This window comes from Archangium violaceum Cb vi76, from assembly GCF_000733295.1.
In the GTDB taxonomy this organism is placed as follows: Bacteria; Myxococcota; Myxococcia; order Myxococcales; family Myxococcaceae; genus Archangium; species Archangium violaceum.
This window is the reverse complement of the sequence record NZ_JPMI01000064.1, coordinates 35,543-58,428: the sequence shown is the minus strand read 5'-3', so window position 1 is coordinate 58,428 and position 22,886 is coordinate 35,543. Positions and strand designations below refer to the sequence as shown.

Below are 22,886 nucleotides of genomic sequence, written 5' to 3'. Positions count from 1 at the left end.
GGCACCCCGTATGGCGAAGGACTACGCAATCGTCGTCCGAAAGCGCCCTGGAGGGGACAGCCTCGGCACCGCCCTGGTGGCCCTGAAGCCCTGGGGAGGTTTCCAGGCTCTCCTGCTCGCGAGCTGTCTCGTGGTCAGCATGAGCGCGGCCGGCGCGGAGTTGAGACGAGTGCGGGTGACGCTCTCGGCCGAAGCGCATTCGCGAGCGGAAGCCCTCAGCCCCCGCCTGGAAGACTGGAAGGACGGCGTACTCGCCCTCCGTGTGGTGGATCCGGGCCGTCTGGTGGTGAAGGCAGGTGCGGAAGTCATCGCCGCAGCGGCGCTCGGTTGGGGCGAGGACCAGCGGCTGCGGGTGGACTCGCTCGATGCCTACCCGCCCGCGGCCTTGCCCCGGGTAGTCAACCGCGAGCGCGGAAGGGAGGAGGTGGAGGTAGACGTCCCGGAGGGAGTTGGCGCCGGAGAGCACCTCACCCTCACGTATGAGTGGGACTGGAAGTACGCGGGAGAGCCCGCTCTGGAGCGCGCCTGGCGCCTCCCCCCTACGGAGGAAATCCCTCCAGAGTGGCTGGAGAACGAGCCGCCAGAGTCCGAGCAGGAGGACACGCTCGAGGACGAGGCCGACGCGTGGGCTGCCCTCTCGCCCGACCTGGCGCCAATCCCTGTTCAAGTGGACCCGGCTCGGCCCGAGTTGCTGTGGGTTCCCGGGTATGCCTCGCGTGAGGAAATAGCCTCGCGACTCTTCGGGGATACCGCGGAGGCAGGCGCTTTCGACATCGAGCCCCGAGCACCCCCCTCCAGCGCTGTGGAGGGCCTCCCCGTCTGCGTGCGCGTGCGCCAACCGTCAGCGCTCGTGCCGGAGTTGCTCGCCACCATGCGCCATGCCCTGGATGCGCAGTTGGAGGCGGATGTCGTTTGGAGCCGCTCCCAGCTTGCGGTGGCCTCCTTGAACAGGGCCGGAGCCGCCGCACTGGTGGAGCGCGGCCTGCGCTGGGCTCAACGCTCGGACATTCTGGACGAGGCCGGGCAGAGCTACTTCGACCGGTATCTTCAGGCGCTTGAGCCCTTGAGGGACGAGTCGCAGCGCGGGCACCTTCTCGGAGACGCCGCCGAGCCCCTGCAGAAGGCCATCGCTCTGCGTTCCAAACGCTTCAAGGCGAGCTACAGCGTCACGGATGGCTCGCCCGTCCTCGCTCCGGGCAGCGTCGTGGGCCGCTTCTATTTCGCCGACAGCTCGAGTGTCCAGGTGCGCACCCTGCTGCTGCTCACCGAGGAAACATCTTTGGAGCGTGCGGAGCTGCGCGTGCGCAACGCTCCTCGTGGAAGCCCGCGCGTCATCATCCCCGGAGAGGACGGGCGCTGGCGGGGCTACAGCGCCGAATTCAACACCGTTGCCGCTGCTCCCGATCCGCTCGAGCACCCCGAGGGCAATGCCTACTGGTACTACCCAGGCACGCTCCTCATTCGACCGGGGCACTGGCGGCCGGGGCTGAGCGCCGGTACGGGCGAGTTGGCGGCCTTGCGACGAGAGCTCCTCCAGACAGCCCTCGCCACGGCGACACCGCAAGCGCCCCAGCCCCTTGTCTCCCTCGACCATGACGTGCTCGCCCTCCTCACTCCGGACGAGCGACTGGGCGTCTTCACTACCATCCTCACGGGCCCCGCGCTTACCTCGGACATGAAGGAGGAGGCAGTGGACCTGCTCGCGCGTGTACTGCTGTCCACGCCTGACCGGGAATTTCCACCCCTGGAGCGCAGGCTCACTTCGAGTGGAGCGCTGGAGAAGCTGCTTGGCACCCAGGCACCGGACAGCAAGGTGTTGTTGGGACGAGCCTTCACCCAGAAGGCACTCGCCTCGTTTCCCCTCGTGTTGGACCTCCTCGAGTCCCTGCCCACCTTCCACCTGGGGCGTGAGGGCGAGAGGACATACCTGCTCAACATCCCCTCTGGGCTGGTGTCCACGGTGTTGGTGGCGCCGGAGGCGTGGGAGGAGCAGCAGGGAGTGCGCCTCGGAGCCGAACCCGCTCTGCCCGGAGAAGCGGTAGGGCCCTCCAGGCGCATGGCGCTTTACTTCCAGCCGGTGCGGCAGGAATTCCAGGCCCGCTACCTGTCCTCGGTGGACGAGGCGCCGCGCAGCCGGGCTCTGCACCCACTGGAATGGGTACGGCTGGAAGTGCATGGGCCACAGCCGCGCACGCACCTGATGACGGCCATGGAGCTGGCCCTGCTCGCCTCCACGCCGGACACGACACTGGTGTGGTCGGCGGTGAGCCGAATCAGTGAGATGCACATGGTGTACGGCGCCGTTTCCGCCCTGACGAAGGCACCGCTGTTGACAGGAGTGCCAGCCACGGTAGCGCAAGGCGGCACGCTGGCGGCGGCACGCGGAACGGCGGTGCGCCTCTTCGTGGGCCGCATCTCGTGGGTGGCGACTCTGGCGGTGGTGGACACGTACCGGGACGAGCTGTCGCAGACGCCAGAGGGACGGGACTTTCTCGCAGTACATGACGCGGCCATGGTGGCGCTGGCCGCCCGGGACATCTACAAACTTGCCACCTCGGGTATAGGACGCGAGCTGGTACACCGGGGAGGGCTGGCGTTGAATGCGGCTGGCGCCCGGGCCTCGTCCGGCATGCGCGAGTCGGTGGAGTCAGTCCAGGCCTTGGTGAAAACGCTGGAGCGGATGCTTGCCCAGGGCAAGGCCGTTGCGACACCGGACGGGCTGAGGTTCTCTCTTCCTGGCGGTGCCGAGGCCTTCAAGCAGGCCTTCTTCGCCATCCGCGGAGAGATCGCCGCTGCACGGGCCCTCGGCGGCATTCGCAGGGCGGGGCTCGCGGCCCAGCAGGCAGAGAAGACATTGGATGCGTTGAAGCTGCTGGCGGCGGAGAGCCAGGAGATGACGCTCGCCTACGGTTCGGTGGCACGGCGAGCGGCGGCGCTGCCGGCCGACAAGGCTCAGGCGTACCTCGCCGCGGTGGAAAACATGCGTGTCGCCACCCGCGGTGCGGCGAAGCCAGCACTCGCGGAACTACTGTGGCGCTCGGGAACTCCGAGCCTGAAGGACCCGCTTGCATTCTTGTCGCAAGCCGAGTGGCTCGTCAGGCACCCTCAATTGGACGTCGAGGCAGTGATTGAGCTGGCGAGGAAGGCGCGCAAGGGCAGCGTGGACCTGGGTTGGCTGCGCGCGACGGGGCTGTCCCTGGAGGATCTCAATGCGATGGCCAGGGACACACGGACGCCTTGGAGGCTGTTCCAGCAGGCAGCAGCGGAGCCAGGGAACCTGGCGAAGCAACTACGGGCGCGTGAGCAACTCCGAGGAATCGCCGCGGAATTATTGACAGAGCGCAATGCGCAAAAGCTCTTCCCAGGCTTTCGTCTGACAGGGCGGCAGGTGCCGTTAGAAGGGGGGCACATCATCGATCGCGAATTGACGTCGATGGGCCGCTCAAGACTTCAACACGGAGTAGAAGTCAAGGGCTGGAATGACAACAAGTGGCGTAAGGCGCTCGACGCCTGGACGGCAATGCAGCGTGCGAAGACGCTCAACAAAGGGCAGCAGGCGCTGACCGAGCAACTCCAGCGCCTACTCGACCAACTCAAGGACGCGGCGAAGGCGCCTAGAGGGACGCCATTCCTCGTCAGCACAGATGGGTTGAGTGGGCCTACCAGAGCGAAACTGGAAGCTTTCCTCCTGAAAAACGCACGAGATACGACTCTCATATGTTTGGAGGAATCGCTGATGTTGGAGAAGACAATGCAGCTGCGAGCGGCACTCAAGCTGCCAGAGAAATTGTCCGGAGGTATACCGTGAGCAAGTGGCCTCTCTGGGCGGTCCTGACTCCAGGCGATCCCGCGCGGCTTGAGGGACACGTTCGTGATGCGTTGATGTTGGAGACGGACGAAGAGGATGGAAAGGAGCCGTCCTTCGACGTCATTTCAGGGAGTGGCCTTTATCATGCCATCGTGGGTACGAATCCCAACGACGTGGGCGCCGAGTTGCAGATCGCTGAAGATTTGTCACTCCAATTCGATGAGCCTGTGTACTCGATCAATCGCGCCACGGATCCGTGGCTGATCATGTCATTTCGAAACGGTGTGGGAGCGGTGGAGGATGTCGGCCCAGAGGCCCTGGCGAAATCTCTCGGCTGTCCGCTGCCAGAGAGCAAGGAACATTCAGACCTGCCGATGGAACAACGGCTGCGGCATGTCGCATTGGTTGAAGGCGTCCGAGCACAGGAGGCGTACGGAATACTAGAAGAGGAGTCTGGCGAGCCCCTCGAGCCAGGGCACTACCGGCTCGAGGACACGCCGCAAGGGCTCCTCATTGCCAGCGACACAGGCGACATAGGCTTCGCGGATATTAACATATCTGAACGGCGCCCCATTGCGACCGCGTATGGGGTAATCGCCTCTCCAAGCCTCGATATATTCTTTGTCAACATTCTCCGAGGAGGCGAGTGCATTGGACAATATGCCCAACCCCCTCGTGAGCATTCGTCTCTGCCGAGAGTCACCGAAATCAAGGGCGAGCGCGTGCCCGAGCGGATTCTCTCCGCGCTGGGCATCCCGGCGAAGTGGTTCCGGAATGAATGACGGGTGACGTACACGGGTCCGTGGACCACCGGGCACCCGCTCTCCTGGGCACGCTCCAGCGCCGAGCCCTCTGGCTTCGCCGTGGTCGTCCCCGTCACCGATGCCTCGGGCGCGGCGGTGTTCCTTCCCGGTCCGGATGGAGTGCCCTACCCGGAGGTGCGCTCCGTCTCGCACACCCCGGAGCTCGCGCGTCTGCGAGACCTGTTCGCCTCGGTCCAGCCGCGGCAGGTGCTCTTCGTTCACCATGCGGCGCGGGCGCTCGTCCGGATGCCCACGAGAGAGGGGCATGGTAGAAATCCGTCCCACTCATGAGCCTGTCGCCTGCGAGAGCTGGGGCCCCCGGGGGGGTGGCCCGTCCACCTGGAATGCGTTGGCGCTTGTCTTTCCTCGGCACTCCCTCACTCTCCGATGGCGTGCGTCAGGTCTCCCTCGCGGACACCGGTGCGATGGTGCTCGCCTATGTGGCGCTGGAGGGACAATGCTCCCGGGCCGTCCTGTCCGCCCTGCTGTGGCCCGGTTCGCCCGAGGCGACGGCCCGCAACAACCTGCGCCAGCTCAAGCGCCGGCTGCGGCTCGCCTGCGACGGAGACGAGCTGCTCGAGGGCGAGGAGTCCCTCCAGCTCTCCGGCCACGTGCTGGTGGACGCGCTGCAACTGCGGGACTCCGTCCTTCCGGCTGGGACCTCCGAGGGAGAGCTGCTCGCCGGCCTGCAATTCGACGACAGCCCCGAGCTGGCGCGTTGGCTCGACGGGGCCCGGGCCAGGGTGGAGGGCTGGTGGCGGAAGGCGCGCGTCGCGGAGCTCGCCCGGCGCGAGGCGGCGGGAGACCTGGCGGGTGCGCTCGCGCTCGCCGAGGCCTGGGCCAGCCGCGAGCCCGAGTCCGAGGAAGCCGGCCGCCACCTCATGCGGCTCCTCTACCTCCAGGGACAGCGCGGCGCCGCCCTGAAGGTCTTCGAGCGGCTCGAGCGCACCCTGGAGCGCGAGCTGGGCGTGAAGCCCCTGCCGGAGACGCTCGCGCTCGCCAGACTCCTCGAGCAGGGCACCCAGCTTCCCGGCGCCACCGCCACGCGCAGGCCCCTGCCGATGAACATCCTGCGCCCTCCCGTCCTCGCCGGGCGCGAGGCGGAGTGGCAGGTGCTCCTGGAGGCCTGGGAGGCGGGCCAGGTGCTCGTCATCATCGGAGAGCCGGGCGTGGGCAAGAGCCGGCTCATCACCGACTTCGCCGAGTCGCGTGGGCGCTGGGTCCGCTGTGAGGGGCGCCCGGGAGACAGGGAGGTGCCCTTCGCCACCACGGTGCGCTCGCTGCGGGAATGGCGAGCGGTACGCCCGGACGTCCAGATTCCAGAGTGGGCTCGCCGTGAGTTGTCGCGGCTGCTCCCCGAGTTGGCCGAGCCGGGCGAGGCGCTGCCTCCGGTGAGCAGCGAACCGGACCGGATGCGTCTCTTCGACGCCATCACCGAGATGTCCACGCGGTTGATGGGCACCTACGACACGCTCGTCTCGGACGACATGCACTACTTCTCCGAGGCGGACCTGGCCCTGACCCGCTACTCCTTCGGCCGCATGTACCCCACGAATGGCGCGGGTCTCCCCCGGTGCATCCAGGGCCTGCGCAAGGGAGAGGGCTCGGAGAGCTTGTGGAGCCTGGTGCGCGGCCTGGAGGACGCGGGGGTGGCCCGGGTGGTGGAGTTGCGGCCGCTCGGGCCCGAAGGTGTGCGCTCCCTGCTGGCCGGGCTGGGCCTGGGCGGCGCGGAGCGGCACGCCGAGCGCATCGCCCGCTACACCGGCGGAAATCCCCTCTACGTGGTGGAGACGGTGAAGCACCTGGTGGAGACGGGCGCGCTGGAGGGGGACTGGCCCGAGCGGCTGCCTCCTCCTGGCAGGGTGGGGCGGCTCATCCAGCGGCGGCTGGAGGCGCTGTCTCCCTCGGCGCTCCGGCTGGCGCGCGTGGCGGCCCTGGCCCGCACGTGGTTCTCCTATGCGCTGGCGTCCGCGGTGCTGGAGGTGGGCGCGCTGCAGGTGGGCGAGGCCGCCGTGGAGCTGGAGGCGGCCCAGGTGATGGCGGGCGAGCGCTTCACGCACGATCTCGTCCACGAGGCGGTGGCGGGGGCCATCCCCGAGCCCCTGCGCCGCATGCTCCACGTGCGTCTGGGAGAGGTGCTCGAGCGCATGAAGGCACCGCCCGAGGTGGTGGCGCACCACTGGTTCGAGGCGGGCGAGCCCTGACAGGGGCCACGCCTCACTCGAGCGCCAGCATCTCGCGGACGTTGCCGCGCCAGGGCGCCCGCGTGAAGCGCCGATCCTGGGCGTGCACCGTCATGGGCATGCCGTGCTTGGGGCTGAGGGTGATCAACACCTCGCGATCGATGCGGGAGCCGGGCACCAGGGCGAGCCTGTAGCGTTGCAGCATCATGGCCAGGGCCAGCTTGAGCTCCATCATCGCCAGGGTGGCGCCGATGCAGCGGCGGGGCCCGTTGGCGAACGGGATGTAGGCATACACGGGCGGATCCAACGTCTTCCAGCGCTCGGGAAGGAAGCGCGCGGGCTCGGGGTAGAGCTCGGGCATGCGGTGGGTGACGTAGGGGCTGTAGATGAGCTCCGTGCCCGCGTCGAAGGAGTAGCCGCCCATCTCGAACGGGGCCGCCGCCACCCGCTGGCTCAGCGGCACGGGAGGCAGGAGCCGCATGCTCTCCTTGATGACCCGGTCCAGCAGCGGCAACCGCTCCAGTTGCTCGAGCGCCGGGGCCTCGCCCCGCAGGGTGCCCTGGAGCTCGTCCACCAGGGCGGCGTGGACCTCGGGGTGCTGATCCAACAGGAACAGGGTCCAGGTGAGCGCGTTCGCGGTGGTCTCGTGGCCGGCGATGAAGAGGATGGTGATGTGGCCCACCAGCTCCTCGTCGGAGAGCGAGCCCCCGTCCTCGTCACGCGCCTCGAGCAGCAGCGAGAGCACGTCATTGCCTCCGCCGCCCTCGCGCCGCTTGCGGGCGATGAGGTCGCGGATGGCGGCCTCGCCCCGCTCGGAGATCCGCATCACCCGGCGGTAGGGCAGCAGCGGCCAGTCGTGCTGGAGCAACTGCACCGAGGCGCTGCCGAACAGGCGGAACCACTCCGAGAGCAGCTCGCCATGGGCGAGGCACTCCTGTTCATCCTCCAGTCCGAAGAGCACCTTCGTCACCACCAGCAGGGTGACGCGCCGCATGTTCGCGGAGACGTCGCGCGTCTCGCCGGGCCGCCAGCCGTCGAGCATGCGCTGGAACAGGGAGACCATGTCGTCGCGGTAGCCCTCCACGCGTTTCTTGTGGAAGGCGGGCAGCATCAGCCGGCGCCCCTTCTTGTGCACCTCGCCGTTGGTGGTGCCGAGCCCCGTCCACAGGCGCCGCAGGGACGAGCCCGGGGGCGCGTTCTTCGCCGGCTCGAGCGAGAGGAAGAGGCCCGGGTTGCCGAGCACCTGCTGGACGTACTCGGGAGCGAACACGAGGATGTGCCGGCCGGAGCCACGGGCCAGACTGACGAGCGGACCATGGCGTTGCAGCTCGGAGAGCCCGCCGATGAAGTCGCTGAAGAGGCGGAACTGGCTGCCGAACTCGCCGAGCAGCGGCATGGGCGGCGGCCCCGGTGGGGTGCGGCGGATGGGCGTGGGCTGCAAGGTGGGTATCCTCCGGAAAGGGTCGTGCGCGGAGAGATGCCGCACGGCGGTGATTCCCGGGTGACCGCCCCGGGCGCGAGGGGCCGGCCGGGCCGTCACGCCCCGGTCACTCCGGCGGAGGAGGAGCGGGTAGAGTCCACGCCGTCTCATGAACGTCCGGGAGCCTGGTGTGTCGCGCCTGTTGGCATCAGTGGTGGTGGGAGTCCTCGTGCTCGGGGCCGCGGGCTGTGCGCACGAGACCGGTGCGCTTCCGTCCTCCGGAGAATCCGCTCCCCAGCGGCCGGCCGGGCCTTCCCGGGAGCCGCTTCCCAGCGGGCCGCTCGTCCTCCGGGGCGTGGTGACCTGGGAGGGCAAGCCCGCGGGGGGCGTGACGGTGAGCGCCGTCCCCCATGCCGATGTGCCCCTGTCCGCGCGGGCCTGCTCCTCCGGGGTGCCCGGGATGACCATGCTCGACCCCGGGTGCGGCGCGATGAAGGGGGAGCTCGCGCGGACCGCGGAGTGGCTCGGCCTCGAGGCGCCCATGGCCCGGACCGTGACCGGGGCCGATGGTTGGTTCGAGTTCTCCCAGCTCCGGGAGTCCACCTATGACCTCTGGGTCAGTGGTCCGCGGGGAACCGCCTTCCTGGCCGCCGTTCCCGCCGGGGCCAACGTGGTCGGGGTGTTGCTGGAGAAGGGCAGGAGCATCCAGGTGGCCGTGGAGGATGGGAACTCGGGGCGGCCCCTGCCCGGGGCCCGGGTCGCGCTGCTGCCCCAGGTGGGAGGCCAGGCCTTCCTGACGGTCTCGGACGACGGAGGACAGGCCACGTTTCCATCAGTGCCCACGGGCGAGTACCACGTGGTCGCCTCGCTTCCCGGGCGCCTCGCGGACGCGGGCCCGGCGGGGGCCGAGGGCACCACCCTTCACCTCCACGTGCCCCGGAGCCTCTCGGGCCGCGTGCTCCGCTCGGGTGGGAATGGCGAGGCCGGCCTCCGCGTCCGGCTCGAGGGGCAGGGGTTGCAAGGGCTCATCCAGACCCGCGAGCAGGGCGACTTCCACCTGGCGGGACTCCCGCCTGGCTCCTACGCCTTGACGGTGCGCGAGGGGCGGGAGCTCGCGATGGCCACGGTCCTCATCCCCGAGGACCGGGACGCCACGGACGTCCGGCTCACCCTGGAGCCCTGCGCCGAAGTGGCCGGGCGTGTCTCGCGCCCCACCGGGGAGCCCATCCCCCGGGCGGAGGTGGAGCTGCTGCTCGGCAGAGGGGGCACCTGGCGGAAGATGCTCGCCACCACCTCCGCGGAGGGGCGCTTCCGCTTCGAGTGCATGGAGCGGGGCCAGGTGCGGCTCTCCTTCAAGGCCCGTGGCCACGTCTCCCCACCCGAGCCCCTCGCCGGAGAGCTGAACGCGGGAGGCACCTTCCCGGCCGATGCCGTCCTCCCTCCAGCCGCGCCCGCGCGAGGGCGCATCGTGAATCCCGGGGGTCGCGGGGTGGGCGGGGTCCGCATCGTCCTGACCGCGCTCGATGGACGGAGTGGGGGCAGCGCCACGACGGCCGAGGATGGGAGCTTCGAGGTGGATGGCCTGGCGCCGGGCCGCTATGCGTACGAGCTCTCGCCGGGTGAGCGGTTCCAGGCGGCCAGGGGAGAGGTACGCCTGCCGGCGGCGAACCTGCGGCTCAAGCTGCTTCGGGGGCCCGCGGTGGAGGACCGCCGCCCGTGAGGGTTGGACGAACCGTGCCTGTTCAACCCGGGGCAGCCCTGGTAGATCCGCCCTCGACCCAGGGGGGGAGACCCGCCCCGCGCACCCGAGAGGGGGCCTCGTGGCCGAGCAAGTACCATTTGGAGCCTTGTCGTTCGCCGAGAACCCGGAGCCGCGCTGCCCGTGCGTGCTGCTGCTGGACACCTCCGGTTCCATGAATGGGCGCCCCATCGAGGCGCTCAACGCGGGACTGCTCCAGTACCGTGACGAGCTGGCCGCGGACAGCCTCGCCTCCAAGCGGGTGGAGGTGGCGGTGGTCACCTTCGGGGGCCAGGTGCAGACGCTGCACGACTTCTCCACCGCCGAGGCCTTCTTCCCCACCGCGCTGACGGCCGAGGGCAACACCCCCATGGGCGAGGCCATCGTCCGCGCCACGGACCTGCTGTCGGCGCGCAAGAGCCTCTACCGGCAGAACGGCATCCTCTTCTACCGGCCATGGATCTTCCTCATCACGGATGGAGGCCCCACGGACGCGTGGCAGGCCGCCGCCGAGCGCGTGCGCCAGGGCGAGGCCAGCAAGGCCTTCTCCTTCTTCTCCGTGGGCGTGGAGGGAGCCAACCTGGACGTGCTCAAGCAGATCTCCGTGCGCGAGCCGCTCAAGCTGGACGGGCTGCGCTTCAGGGATTTGTTCCAGTGGCTGTCCAACTCGCAGAAGGCCGTCTCGCGCTCGCAGACGACCGACGAGGTGCGGCTGGTCAACCCGGCGGCACCCGGCGGCTGGGCCTCCGTGTAGGGCGGGGAGTATCGCGATGTGGAGGCTGCTCCAGCAGTCCCTGGAGGGAACCTCGCACCGGCGCCTGGCCACGCCCTGCCAGGACAGCTGCGACGGGACGGTGACGAGCCCCGGGCAGGAGACCTTCCTGGTGGTGGCCTGCGCGGATGGGGCGGGCAGCGTCGGGCTGAGCCAGGAGGGCTCGGCGCTGGCGTGCCGGCGCTTCGTGCAGGTGGCCTGCGAGGCGCTCGAGCGCGAGGGCCCGGAGGCCGTGCGGGATCCAGAGCGCATCCGTGACTGGTACCGGCAGGTGCGGCGGGCGCTGGAGGAGGAGGCCGCCCGGCGGGAGGTGCCGCTGCGCGAGCTGTCCTGCACGCTGCTGACGGCGGTGGTGGGCGAGCACGCCGCCGTCTTCGCGCAGGTAGGGGATGGAGCCATCGTCGTGCGCGAGGGCGAGGGTTACGTGCCCATCTTCTGGCCGCAGGCGGGTGAGTACGCCAACACCACGTGGTTCCTCACCTCGGCGGACCTGGAGCAGGTGCTGCAGGTGGTGAGCCGGGAGTCCGTGGACGAGGTGGCCCTGTTCACCGATGGTTTGCAGATGCTGGCGCTGCACTTCGCCTCGCGCTCGGTGCACCGTCCCTTTTTCGAGCCCCTGTTCACCGCGCTGCGTGGCGCCGCGAATCCGGACGATCTGGTGGTGCCCCTGCGCTCGTTCCTGGACTCGCCCGCGGTGAACGAGCGCACGGATGACGACAAGACGCTCGTGCTCGCCGTGCGCGAGTCCTCGCCAGAAGCCGGGTAGCACGTGTCCCAGCCCGTCCTCTTCAATTCGCGGGGTGAGCGGGTGGCCCTGGGCCCCGAGGTGGGGCGCGGAGGCGAGGGCGTGGTGTACGTGCTGCCGAAGGACGCCTCGCGCGTGGCGAAGGTGTACCTGACGGCGCCGCCGGCCGAGCAGGGCCAGAAGCTGACGTGGATGGCGGCCCATGCACCGCCGGGCGTGGAGAAGCTGGCGGCCTGGCCGCAGGAGGTGCTGCACGAGGGCCGGGCGGGTGGTCCGGTGCGGGGCTTCACCATGCCCCGGGTGAGCGGCCTCAAGCCCATCCACCTGCTGTACTCCACGGCCAGCCGCCGCAAGGAGTTCCCCACCGCGGACTGGTCCTTCCTCGTCCAGACGGCGCTCAACTGCGCCAGCGTCTTCGAGGAGCTGCACGCGGTCGGCCACCTGGTGGGGGACGTCAACGAGAGCAACCTGCTGGTGTCGCCGCGGGACGCCACGGTGCGGTTGATCGACTGCGACTCGTTCCAGATTCGCGCGGACAAGCGGGTGTTCCGCTGCGAGGTGGGCGTGCCGCTCTTCACGCCTCCCGAGCTGCAGGGCCAGGCCTTCGGGGGGCTGGAGCGGACGCCCTCGCACGAGGGCTTCAGCCTGGGGGTGTTGCTCTTCCACCTGTTGTTCCTGGGGCGCCATCCCTTCACGGGCGTCTTCACGGGGCAGGGGGAGATGACGCCGGAGCGGGCCATCCGCGAGTTCCGCTTCGCCTATGGCCGCAACGCGCGGGCGCTGCAGATGACGCCGCCGGCCATCCACCTGCCCCTGGGGACGCTGACACCGGAGCTGGGCCGGCTCTTCGAGGATGCCTTCGCGCCGGATGCCCCGAGGGTGGGCCGGCCGGGCGCCACCGAGTGGTACCGGGCCCTGCAAGCCCTGGCGCGCTCGCTGCGCAGCTGTGCCCAGGAGCCCACGCACAAGTATCCGCAGCACCTGCAGACCTGCCCGTGGTGCCAGATGATGGCCACGCGCGGGGTGGCCTTCTTCGGCGCGCCGCGGAACACGGCCCCGGGGCCCCAGGGCTTCACGTGCACCTTCCAGGAGTTGGAGCCGCTGTGGACCGAGTCGCAACGGTTGCTGGCGCCGAACCTCATTTCGCCCGTGGCGCCGCCGCCGATGCCCGCGCTTCCGGACCGGCTGCCGGCGGAGCTCCAGGCCGAGGTGGAGCGGGTGCGGCAGGCCAGCGTGGCCATGCTGGTGGGCGGGGTGCTGGCCACGGTGGGCTGGTGGCTGGTGATGCTGGTCTCCGCCAGGGTGGGCGGATTGCTGCTGGTGCCGGGCGGCACGCTGCTGGGCAGTGCCGCGGTCGTGTGGTGGCTGAGCCGGAAGCACCAGCGGCTCCCGGTGGAGGTGGCCGAGCAGCAGGGGTTGTTGCGGCAGGCGGAGGCGGGCATGGCCGCGGCGCAGGCCGAGTCCGAGCGGTTCAAGGACGAGCTCCAGCGGATGGCGGATCGGGCGCGCCAGCTGTTGCACGGGTTGCGCGCGGAGTACGGCAAGCTGCAACCGGAGTTCGAGGCCGAGCAGCGGCGGCAGCTCCAGCACCGCGAGGCGATGCAGCGCGAGCAGTTCCTGCGCGGAGCGCTCATCGAGGACCATGAGATCGACGGCATCAAGCAGGTGCTGAAGGCGAACCTGGTGCGCTGGGGCATCGAGTCCGCGTACGACGTGCTGAAGGAGGACGTGAGGCAGGTGCCGGGCTTCGGTGAGGTGCGGACGACGAAGCTGCTCGCGTGGGCGAAGGAGGTGGAGAAGGGCTTCCGGTTCGATCCGGGGCTGGCGGTGAGCGAAGCGGAGCGGCGGGCGCTGGTGTCGCACTTCCTGCAGCGCAAGGCGTCGTTGCGCTCGCGGCTGGAGGCGGAGGTGGCGCCGCTGCGGGCGTGGTCGCGGGAGATGACGAAGCGCTCGGGCGAGCTGGCGGCGAAGCTGGAGGAGGCCTGGCAGGGCGTGATGCGGGCCAACCTGGGAATGCCCGCGACGCGTCCAGCGGTGGAGGCGGCGCTGAAGCCTCCGGTGTGGGAGGACCGGCGCGTCCTGTTGGCCATGGTCCTGGCGGTGATGCTGGGCGGAGTGGTGGGGCTGGTGAACCGGGCCACGACGGGGACGGTGGAGCAGGTGAAGGTGGCACCGCCTCCCGTGGCGCGGGATTCCGAGGAGCCCGCCGAGGCGGAGGTGTTGCCAACGGACTGCCTGGCGCGGGAGGAGGCCACCACGGGAGCGCCGGTGGTGGAGCGGCTGACGGCGGGAAGCCTGCTGGAGGTGGTGGCGAAGGAGGGCGGGTGGCGCAAGGTGGTGCTCGCGGGAGGCCGCGAGGGGTGGACGGGTCCAGGCTGCTGGTCACCTCCGTGAGCCCTTCGGGTACGCTCGTACCGGGAGGGAGCGCGTGGAGACTCCGCAGCAACGGTGGTTACGGGAGAGCCGCGAGGTGGAGCAGGCCCTGCGGGGCCTCTTCGCGATGGACCTGGATGACGGACAGTTGCGGCAGGGGATGGAGGAGATGGCCACGCGCTGGCCCTTCCCGGGGCTGATCGCCCTCTGGGGTCCCGGGCTCTACTACCGCAACCGCACCGTCTTCCGTCCCTTCATCCTCGCCCGCTTCCCGCAGTTCACCTTCGACACGCGAGGCCGCCCAAAATCCGTCTTCGAGGGGCCCACCGCGGAGCTCTTCGAGCGGTGGCTCCAGGATGTCGAGCGCTCCGGAGACGTGGAGCTGTTCCGCCGGTTGTACCGGCTCCAGTTCCAGGACGATGATGGGGAGGTGCGCCGCAAGCGCTGGCTCGGGGATCTGCTGGCCCGCTACGGCGCGGCCTCCACCCGGGCCCAGCGCCAGCTCGTGCTGACACAGTTCGACTTCCCCTTCGAGCTCGACGAGCCGGCGGCCATCACCCTCTACACCGCGGACGCCGTGGTCTCGCGCGGCTTCATCCTCGCGCACCTGCCCTGGAGGCGGTGGCACGGCTTCGGCCGGAGCTCCCCCTGGCAGAAGCTGCCCGCCCTGGCGCGCGAGCGCGGCGACGAGGCGCTCGCCCTCGACCTCTACCGCCGGCAGGTGCCGGAGGAGACCTGGAAGCAGGACGTGCTGGCGCTGTGCGGCAGCGTCCGGGAGCCTGGCGCGTTGGTGGAGGCGCTCGAGCAGCGGCACCCGGCGCAATGGCTCAAGGACGCGGCCACGACGTTCCTCGCACTCGCTCGCGAGCGCGGCCGGGATGTCGTGCCCTACCTGCTGCGCCACGTGCGCGACGTCCGCCAGCCCTGGGTGCCCCTGAACCGGAGCTTCTCCCAACTGGTGGAGCTGGCGCGCGAGCGGGAATGGTTGGATCTGTGGTCCGCGCTGATGTGCACCTCGGCGGCTCCCGACACCTATGCCCGCGAGGTGCTCGGCCTCCTCCAGCGCTCGCGGTTGTCCGGAGACGAGGTGCGGAGGCGGCTCCTGCTGCTCGCGGGAGTGGGCCGGGAGCTCAACTTCCCCGGCCTTGGCCTCGTCCAGGTGCAGCCGCTCGAGGACGAGACGGCGGTGCTGCTGTACGAGCGTTTCCCGGACCTGGTGCGCGGCCCCTTCCTGCGGCACGTCTCTCCCGGGTGGAATGGCACCTATCCGAAGCTCACCACCCGCGCCATCGAGCGGGATGACGCGCCACTGGTGGACTACCTCGCCAGCCGCGTGGCGCTCCAGAGCGTTCATTACGGCGCCTCGCGGCAGCCCTCTCCGTGGGCCGAGAGCATCGAGCGGCTCTCGGCCTCCTACGAGGCGTTGCTGGCACGCTCGCCCGAGACGTTCGTTTCCCGGGCGGCCACCGTGCTGGGGAAGATGCCGGCCTTCGCCATTGGCGACTACGGCCTGTTGGTCCGCCACAACCGGCTGGCCCGGCTCCTCTTCGAACGGGCCCACGCGCACTACGCGGCGGATGCACGCGCGGTGAGGGATCTGCTCGAGTCGCCGCAGATCCACGTGCAGGCGCTCGCCTTCCGGGTGCTCGGCCGGGACGACGAGCGGGCCCGGACCCTGGCCGCGCGGAACGTGGATCTGCTCCAGGCCACCCTCCTGCGTCCCTTGCATCGCAAGACGCGGTTGATGGCCTTGGGGGCTCTGCGCAACGCCGTCCGGGACGAGGCCGCAGCGCGCCAGCTCGTGGGCCGCATCCGGGATGCCCTGGACCTGCCGGACCAGCGGTACCCGAAGGAGGCGCTGCTCGGGATACTCGCCGACATCCTCCACCGCTGGCCCGCGCTCCGGGGCCCCTCCGAGCAGCCGGTGGTGTACGGAGGTGCCGCGTGATTCCGCTCCTCGTCGACTACGCCATCCCCAGCGCCTTCACCTCGGACTGGGACCGGGCGCAGCTCGGCCTGTCTCCCAATCTCCGCCGCCCGCTGCGCTTCCACGGCCGCATCCGCGAGCACGTCCTCTCGGTGAGGCTCGCGCTCCAGGCGCTCGGCGAGCTCATCTGGTCCGATGACTCCTGGGCGTCCACGGAGGAATACCTCTGGGGCGTGCTCGACCCGGTCGTCACCGTGCATCGCGACCGTGTCTTCTTCGAGGCCTTCAGCCAGGATCAGAGCGCCTACGGTCTGGTCATCATCGACCGGGAGCTGTTCGAGACCGAAGGGGAGGTGGAGTGCGGCACCACGAACGTCGACTTCACGGCGTGGCTGTGGGCGGCGCTGGGGGAGATGCGCTCCTCGCGTGACACGTGGTTGCGCATCGAGAAGCCCGGCCTCGAGGTGCGAACGGAAGGCGCTGGAGGCCGCTTCGAGAAGAAGGTGGAATTGCCCGAGGCGTGGGTGCGCGGCTTCCTCCAGCTCCAGGGCGCCATGGCGCTGCCGGGGACACGGCTCACGGTGCGTCCGGTGGATCTGGTCGCGGCCCTGCGATTCCTGCGCTTCAGCCATGCGAAGGTATCGCCGCGAGCGCTGCGCTACGTCTTCGAGCCCGGCCAGCCCGCGGCGCTGGTGCTGGAGCCATGGGAGGAGCGCATCGTCCTGCGGGGAGCGGAACACGGCTACGACGAGCCCCGCACCGTGCGGACCTGGGGCCGCCGCCGGCTGCGGCTGCTCGAGCCGTTGCTGCCCTACGCGAACAAGGTGGACGTCTTCCTCAAGGGCCGGGCCCTGCCGAGCTTCTACGCGGTGGAGCTGCCCGGGGTGACGTGGGTGCTGGGGCTCACCGGGTGGAGCGCCCAGCGCTTCAGCGGCACGGGGAGCTTCGATCTGCTCACGCCGGACGCACCGGTGACTCCGGGAGTGAAGGAGCGGGTGCTCGCCGTGTTGCGCGAGCGGCAGGCCGCCAGTGTGGAGGCACTTGCCCAGGCTGTGGGGGCGGACAAACCGGACACGAGCCGGGCCCTGTTCCACCTGTGCCGGGCGGGCATGACCATCTTCGACGTGCAGCGCCGCGAGTACCGTCACCGCGAGCTCTTCGAGACACCGGTGGACGAGGAGCGCCTCTTCCCTCCGGACCTCCGGCGCGAGCGGGCCAACGCGCTGCTCCAGGAGGGCCGGGTGAAGGTGGAGTCCGTCACGCCGCGCGAGACGCGGAAGCTCAAGTCGCTGCACACGCCCGAGGGGACGGTGCGCCGGGAGATCATCCATCGAGACCAGGTGGTGGCGGGGGCCGTGGCGGAGCAGTCCCGGGTGGAGCTCGTCCTCAACGACGAGGAGCGGCTCATCTTCGCCACCTGTGGCTGTGACTTCTTCCTGGAGAACATCCTCAACCAGGGGCCGTGTGAGCACATGTTGGCGTTGCTGACGGCGAGCGCGGGAGCACGCCGGGACATGGCGACCTCGGCCGCCGTGTCGCCGGAGGCCGAGGCGCTGTCGAAGCCTCCCCGTGCCACGGAGGAGGGCGGGAGCGGCGGAGCGGGAGAGGAGCTTGACGGTGAAGAGACGTAGGACGATAAGGGCCGAGCTTCATCCGGGGGAGCCGTTCGCCCGGGAGTCAGCCATTCGTGCCGTGGTGTTTCGCCGCGGCGGTGTCATGTTGCCTTCACCTCGCCACGGGACCCAGCGTACGGAACGCCGGGACCCATGGGTCCAGAGCTTCGAGAGTGACGCGCGACCGGCTCCCTCGGATGCAGGCGTTCGAGCCAGAGGAGGGGAGGCTCATGGGCTTCGTTGACTGGCTCAAGGGGCTCTTGCGTCCCAAGCTGGTGCGGGACGTCTCGCGTCTGGAGCGGGAGAGCGGCTCGCTCGATACGGTGCAGGAGGTGGTGCGGCCCGAATCCGGCCCGCTCAAGCCTGGGCACCGCCGCACGGTCCGGCGAGATCCCCGGCTGTTGCCCAAGCCGAAGCCGAAGGCGCCGCTGATCGGGAAGCGCAAGAAGTGGATGGAGGCGAGCGAGGCCCGCCGGCTCTTCGCCGGGACGCTGCGCACGCGCAACCGGCACATCAGTGATCTCCTGCCGGACGAGGCGCAGTTGCAGCGGCTCGGCTTGCCTGTGTGGCGGGACGAGGGAGAAGTGGCGGTGGCGTTGGGCATCTCCGTGAGGGAGCTGCGCTTCTTCTCCATCCACCGGGAGGCCGAGCGCGTTCCGCACTACGTCACCTTCTCCATTCCCAAGCGGAATGGGGGGAGGCGGCTCATCATGGCGCCCAAGCGCCGGTTGAAGGCGCTGCAGCGCAAGCTCCTGCCGCTGCTGGTGGACAAGCTGCCGGTGAGTGGGCACGCGCACGGATTCCGGGCGGGGCGCTCCATCCGTACCGGAGCCGAGCCCCACGTGGGCAAGGCGGTGGTGTTGAAGATGGATCTCGCCGACTTCTTCCCCTCGGTCACGTACGTGCGGGTGAGGGGTCTGTTGATCTCACTGGGCTATGGCTACACGGTGGCGGCCACACTCGCCGCGCTGATGACGGAGGCCGAGCGCCAGCCGGTGGAGATGAACGGAGTCCGGCTGCACGTGCCGGTAGGTCCGCGCGCCTGTGTTCAGGGGGCTCCCACGAGCCCGGGCCTGTGCAACGCGGTGGTGAGGAGATTGGACCTGCGGCTCGCGGGGCTCGCGCGCAAGCACGGATTTTCCTTCACGCGCTACGCGGATGACCTGTGCTTTTCGGGAGGCTCGCTGGAGGCACTGAAGGATCTGCGCGCAGGGGCGAAGCGCCTCATCGAGACCGAGGGCTTCCGGGTGAACGAGGCCAAGACGCGAGTGGCCCGGCGAGGGCGCCGGCAACAGGTGACGGGGGTGGTGGTGAACGAGACGCTCGGCCTGTCGCGCCAGGAGCGCCGGAAGCTGCGCGCCGCCATCCACCAGGCCCGGAAGGAGGGCACTGGTCCCGAGGCCGCCGCGCGCATCGAGGGCAAGCTGGCCTACCTCTCCATGCTCAATCCCGAGCAGGCCGCCGTCCTGCGCAAACGGTGGAAGCCGTCCAGGTAGGTGAAGCTCAGCCCAGTACTATGTATTTACCGTCGGGCATGAAGAGGTTACGCGGGCGGGTTCTCGCCGTCATGCAGGCGGGCCATGAAGTCCGTGAAGCTGTCCGCTACGGGGTAGATGAACATCTCCACGGTGACCAGGGTGACCTTGGGTTGCTCCGATGATTCTCTGTAGTCGAAGCACAAGTACTCACCGCCGGGAGTGAGCGCGAAGGGAAAGATCCCCGCTGGAACATGCGGTTCCAGTACGCGACGCGCCTGTTTGACGGAGTACGCCTCCTTTTCTCTGTCAGCGCTGACGATCAACAAGACGCTGAACGCGTCATTGCCTGTGCCAACATCGAAGGCGCAAGGTTCAGGACCCATTCCCTGGTGTTCGAGGACGAGTTCCCTGTACTGCTGAGGTAGCTTGACGTTCCATTGGTGCTCGAGTTGGTCGAGAACCTGTGAGTCCACTGGATGGGGTTCGGCCCACAAGTAGGGCTTCCATTGAATCCCCATGGCTACCTAGTCATGCAGCATCTCCAGGAACTCGGAGAAGCTGTTCGCGATGGGGTAGATATCCATCTCGACGGTGACGAGGACGATTGTGGGCTGTGCAGGTGTGTTCCGATAGTCAAAGCATATGTACTGGCCACCAGGAGTGTCGGCGAATGGGAATATCCCTGTGGGAACATGGGGTTTCAGCGCTTCAAATACCCTCCTCGCGGAATACTCCTGCCATTTCTCCTCTTCGTGGATCGTCAAGAGCGTGTTGAAGACATCGGTTCCTTGGTCCACATCGAAGACGGGAAACTCTGGAGTCATGCCTTGACGAGTGGAGATGATTCTCTTGAATTCGTCGGGAAGCAGCACATCCCATTCGTGCTCGAGGACTCCGATCTCATCTGGAGTGGCCGGGTGAGGTTCTTCCCAGAGATAATTCATCCATCGAACAGTCATTGCTCTTGACTCCTGCCAGCGCATCCCATCCGTTGCGCACTCGGTCAGCAGCAGGCATGCCACCAACTTGCGCTCCGTCACCTGTCTCATCCCGAGGGATACCCAGCGAATAACGCCACGTGTACTCCTGGGGGACGGTCTATCCGCTGTAGAGGCCATTCATGAACGACTTGAAATTGTCCGCGACAGGGTGGATGGACATTTCCGCCGTCACCAGGACAACCCTGGGCTGCTCTGGTGAGTCTCTGTAGTCGAAGCACAAGTACTCACCACCAGGGGTACTGGCGAACGGGTAGATGCCACTGGGGATGTGAGGTTTCACTGCCTCATATGCACGCATGACGGAGTATGTGCGCCACTCGCTGTCTTCGATGATCGTCAAGAGCACATTGATGACATTGGTGCCTCTGCCCACGTTGAAGACAGCTGGATGAGGCGTCATTCCCTGATACTGCGCGGCTACTTCCTTGTAGGCCTCGGGAAAAATAATGCCCAGCCGGTGCTCGAGTTGCTCGAACTCTCTGGATGCGGCTGGGCGGGACTCGTCCCAGACGTAGGGTATCCAGTTCAATGTCGTCATCAGTGCCCTCCTCCCCAAATGGCCATGCCACCCGTGTGTGGACGCGAGAGGATGTGCGCTTCCTCTTGTACGAGTTGCATCCTGCAGACATCTTGATGGTGGTGCCAGATGTATCCTCTTGGAGCTCTGTCTAGAGTCAAGAGTTGCTCGATGCTTGTTCTGCTCAATCCGAGTTCCTTGGCTAAGCCCGGAGCCGACTTGATTGCATCGAAAAGTCTTCGATTGGCTGCTCGCATATGCTGTTCGGAGCGCCCACTGCCAATGTGGATGTCATCTAGAATGGTCTCGAACTTCGTTTCGAACTCCGCAAATCCATCCTTGTCGAATCGGACGTTGTTCTTGCCATCCGTGATGGTTTGTCCCGCCCGGTTGCGGCCCAGGTTCGTGATGGGCTTGGGCGGATTCCTGGTGCCGGGGTAGGGCAGGATCTTCCCATCCTCGGTGAACCTCGGTTTGCGCCATGACTCGATGGATGGCAGGCGGTGGTTGCTCGGAGCGTCTCCGCCCCCGTCCGTGCCCTGGGCGGCCATGGCGAGGGCGCCCGGAGCCAGAGTCAGGGTGAGGCTGCTTTGGCCCACCAGCACCTGCCGCACTTGCCCTACCGCCGCCAGCTCCAGGCCCATCTGCGTCCTGGCCATGAGAGAGGCCTGCGCGTAACCCGGCAGCCCTGGCCCCTTCATGAGCAGGCTCGTCGTCGAGCCGAGGGCCGCTGTCGCCAGCATCACCAACAGGCGCCCCACCTGCGCGCCCATCACCCGGCCGAAGCGCTCACCGGCCTCGCGCACCTCGGCGAAGGTGCGCGCTTGCTGGGTCTCCAGCTCCAACTGCCTCCAGCCCTGCAACAGGCTCCACACCGTGTCCACGCCCAGCCAGGCCACCATGAAGCAGCCGAAGGAGACAGCGGCCGCCTGGGTCACCGGATTGGGAAACGCGAGCATGGCGAGGTAACCGGCCAGGGCGGTCATCACCATGGATTGCAGTGCCACCGGGTCCACCATGCTGGCCCAGACATCCACCGAGCCTTCCCAGACAGAACCCAGGGCAATGGTCAGCGCCAGGGTGCGCCGTGCCTCGGCTCCCAGGGAGCGCGCGTTGCCCAGCAGTGACAGGCAATCGCCCGGGGTACCCCGACGCTCGCACCAGAACCGATAGCCCTGCGTCACTGCCGCGCCTTCATCCTCCTGCCCAGGCTGGCCACATGAGGTGAGCGCCAGCCGATGACGGGAAGGGGAGGGCAACTCCAATCCGGCCACCAGCCGCGCCATGGCCGAGTCGAACTGCGCTGCGGTCACCTGCACGGGCATCACGCGCGGAGGGGCGAAGGTCCGCGAGGGGCCTTCCTCCGTCTCCAGTCGGACCTGGACGCGGCCGTGTGCGTCGGCCACCCGTGTTCCATCCGTCGCGCAGGCGGCCAGCAGCAGGCTCGCCACCAACAGGCGTACCGCCACCTGGCTCGTTCCGAAAATGCTCCTGCGAAGGGTGTCCGGCATGGCGGCGCGGCAGCTTACGAGCCTTCTCTCGTCGCCGTGAACGGCCGCTGATGTCACCTCCCACGTCTTGCCATCTGGCATGACTTGCGAGGAATACCCCTTGACTCGGAGTGCTGGGCATGGCACCACAGCGGCAAGAGAATGATAATGATAACCATTCTCAACTTCTGAAGCTCGCGCGGACCGGGCGTTCCGGGCCGTGGGAGGGAGCACATGGGAACAACCACCAGAGTGGCCCTGGTCACCGGGGCCGCGCAGGGCATCGGTGCGGCCGTGGCACGGGCGCTGGCCGGCGAGGCGTCGATCGCGGCGCTCGACAGGCGGGAGGAGGGACTGTCCTCCCTGGTCGCGGAGTTGCGCGAGCGCGGCTGCCGCGCCGCCGCCTTCCCGGCCGATGTGAGTGATAGCGCCGCGGTGGAAGCGGCGGTCGAGCGGATCGAGCGCGAGCTGGGGCCGATCGGCATCCTGGTCAACGTGGCCGGCGTGCTGCGGATGTCCCCGGTCGTGTCGCTCAGCGATGAGGACTGGGCGGCCACCTTCGCGGTCAACACCCACGGCGTCTTCCACGTCTCCCGCGCCGTCGCCCGCCGCATGGTGCCGCGCCAGTCGGGCTCCATCGTCACCGTCGGCTCGAACGCCGCGGGCGTGCCCCGCATGCAGATGGCCGCCTATGCCGCCTCCAAGGCCGCTTCCACCATGTTCACCAAGTGCCTGGGGCTCGAGCTGGCCCAGCACGGCATCCGCTGCAACGTGGTCTCCCCCGGCTCCACCGACACGGCCATGCAGCGCGCGCTCTGGGCCGACGATAACGGCGCCCAGGCGGTGATCGCCGGCTCGCCCGAGACCTTCCGCGTGGGCATCCCGCTGCGCCGGATCGCCACCCCGGCCGATATCGCCGAGGCGGTGGCGTTCCTCGTCTCGGACCGCGCCCGCCACATCACCCTCCATGACCTCTGTGTCGACGGGGGCGCGACCCTGGGCGCGTAGCGCCTCGGTG

At 68.7% G+C, this 22,886-nt stretch carries 17 protein-coding genes; 12 read left to right on the top strand and 5 right to left on the bottom strand.

The features are described from left to right. The first annotated feature begins 10 nt into the window (after positions 1-10). From Q664_RS10660 to Q664_RS10645, 4 genes are read left to right on the top strand one after another with little or no spacing between them, the layout of a single operon-like run. A complete protein-coding gene (locus Q664_RS10660; protein WP_152622025.1) occupies positions 11-3,808 on the top strand; it encodes a hypothetical protein in 3,798 nt (1,265 codons plus the stop codon). After that, complete coding sequence (locus Q664_RS10655) at positions 3,805-4,590, top strand: hypothetical protein (protein ID WP_152622024.1); 786 nt, start codon at positions 3,805-3,807, stop codon at positions 4,588-4,590. The genes Q664_RS10660 and Q664_RS10655 overlap by 4 nt, the downstream gene beginning before the upstream one ends. 3 nt (positions 4,591-4,593) lie before the next feature. Next, positions 4,594-4,902, top strand: a complete 309-nt coding sequence (locus Q664_RS10650) for a hypothetical protein (protein ID WP_043393058.1) — start codon at positions 4,594-4,596, stop codon at positions 4,900-4,902. Between the two features lie 53 nt (positions 4,903-4,955). After that, positions 4,956-6,815: an ATP-binding protein gene (locus tag Q664_RS10645; RefSeq protein WP_043393112.1), complete on the top strand. Its 1,860-nt coding sequence runs from the start codon at positions 4,956-4,958 to the stop codon at positions 6,813-6,815. A 13-nt stretch (positions 6,816-6,828) separates the two neighbouring features. On the opposite strand, the gene Q664_RS10640 is transcribed toward Q664_RS10645, so the two are convergent. Beyond that, complete coding sequence (locus tag Q664_RS10640) at positions 6,829-8,235, bottom strand: cytochrome P450 (protein ID WP_043393056.1); 1,407 nt, start codon at positions 8,233-8,235, stop codon at positions 6,829-6,831. A gap of 169 nt (positions 8,236-8,404) precedes the next feature. On the opposite strand from Q664_RS10640, the gene Q664_RS10635 reads away from it, so the two are divergent. The 7 genes from Q664_RS10635 (at position 8,405) to Q664_RS10605 (ending at position 18,878) form a co-directional block, all read left to right on the top strand. Continuing rightward, positions 8,405-9,934 (top strand): MSCRAMM family protein, encoded by a 1,530-nt coding sequence (locus tag Q664_RS10635; RefSeq protein ID WP_160174378.1) that lies wholly within the window; start codon positions 8,405-8,407, stop codon positions 9,932-9,934. A gap of 127 nt (positions 9,935-10,061) precedes the next feature. After that, positions 10,062-10,706, top strand: coding sequence for a vWA domain-containing protein (locus Q664_RS10630; protein WP_235216637.1), 645 nt, complete (start codon positions 10,062-10,064; stop codon positions 10,704-10,706). A gap of 16 nt (positions 10,707-10,722) precedes the next feature. After that, a complete protein-coding gene (locus tag Q664_RS10625; protein WP_043393047.1) occupies positions 10,723-11,490 on the top strand; it encodes a PP2C family serine/threonine-protein phosphatase in 768 nt (255 codons plus the stop codon). A gap of 3 nt (positions 11,491-11,493) precedes the next feature. After that, positions 11,494-13,863: an SH3 domain-containing protein gene (locus Q664_RS62105; RefSeq protein ID WP_043393045.1), complete on the top strand. Its 2,370-nt coding sequence runs from the start codon at positions 11,494-11,496 to the stop codon at positions 13,861-13,863. A 34-nt stretch (positions 13,864-13,897) separates the two neighbouring features. Further along, the gene (locus tag Q664_RS10615) at positions 13,898-15,790 is read left to right on the top strand and encodes a hypothetical protein (RefSeq protein WP_043393042.1); all 1,893 of its coding nucleotides are present in this window, start codon (positions 13,898-13,900) and stop codon (positions 15,788-15,790) included. Then, positions 15,787-17,400, top strand: a complete 1,614-nt coding sequence (locus Q664_RS10610) for an SWIM zinc finger family protein (protein ID WP_052517939.1) — start codon at positions 15,787-15,789, stop codon at positions 17,398-17,400. Before Q664_RS10615 ends, Q664_RS10610 begins: the two co-directional genes overlap by 4 nt. A gap of 212 nt (positions 17,401-17,612) precedes the next feature. Continuing rightward, positions 17,613-18,878 (top strand): reverse transcriptase family protein, encoded by a 1,266-nt coding sequence (locus Q664_RS10605; protein WP_043393109.1) that lies wholly within the window; start codon positions 17,613-17,615, stop codon positions 18,876-18,878. A gap of 47 nt (positions 18,879-18,925) precedes the next feature. On the opposite strand, the gene Q664_RS10600 is transcribed toward Q664_RS10605, so the two are convergent. The 4 genes from Q664_RS10600 to sitA5 are packed head-to-tail and all read right to left on the bottom strand — an operon-like array spanning position 18,926 to position 21,889. Then, a complete protein-coding gene (locus Q664_RS10600; RefSeq protein WP_043393039.1) occupies positions 18,926-19,378 on the bottom strand; it encodes an SMI1/KNR4 family protein in 453 nt (150 codons plus the stop codon). Between the two features lie 6 nt (positions 19,379-19,384). Next, the gene (locus Q664_RS10595; RefSeq protein ID WP_160174377.1) at positions 19,385-19,900 is read right to left on the bottom strand and encodes an SMI1/KNR4 family protein; all 516 of its coding nucleotides are present in this window, start codon (positions 19,898-19,900) and stop codon (positions 19,385-19,387) included. Positions 19,901-19,958: 58 nt separating this feature from the next. Next, on the bottom strand, positions 19,959-20,399 hold the full coding sequence (locus tag Q664_RS10590) for an SMI1/KNR4 family protein (RefSeq protein WP_052517938.1): 441 nt from the start codon (positions 20,397-20,399) through the stop codon (positions 19,959-19,961). Next, positions 20,399-21,889 carry a SitA5 family polymorphic toxin gene (gene sitA5, locus Q664_RS51910; protein ID WP_052517937.1) on the bottom strand — a complete coding sequence of 497 codons (1,491 nt, stop codon included), beginning with the start codon at positions 21,887-21,889 and terminating at the stop codon, positions 20,399-20,401. The genes Q664_RS10590 and sitA5 overlap by 1 nt, the downstream gene beginning before the upstream one ends. 213 nt (positions 21,890-22,102) lie before the next feature. On the opposite strand from sitA5, the gene Q664_RS10580 reads away from it, so the two are divergent. Next, positions 22,103-22,876, top strand: a complete 774-nt coding sequence (locus Q664_RS10580) for a 2,3-dihydro-2,3-dihydroxybenzoate dehydrogenase (RefSeq protein WP_043393033.1) — start codon at positions 22,103-22,105, stop codon at positions 22,874-22,876. Positions 22,877-22,886 lie beyond the last annotated feature (10 nt).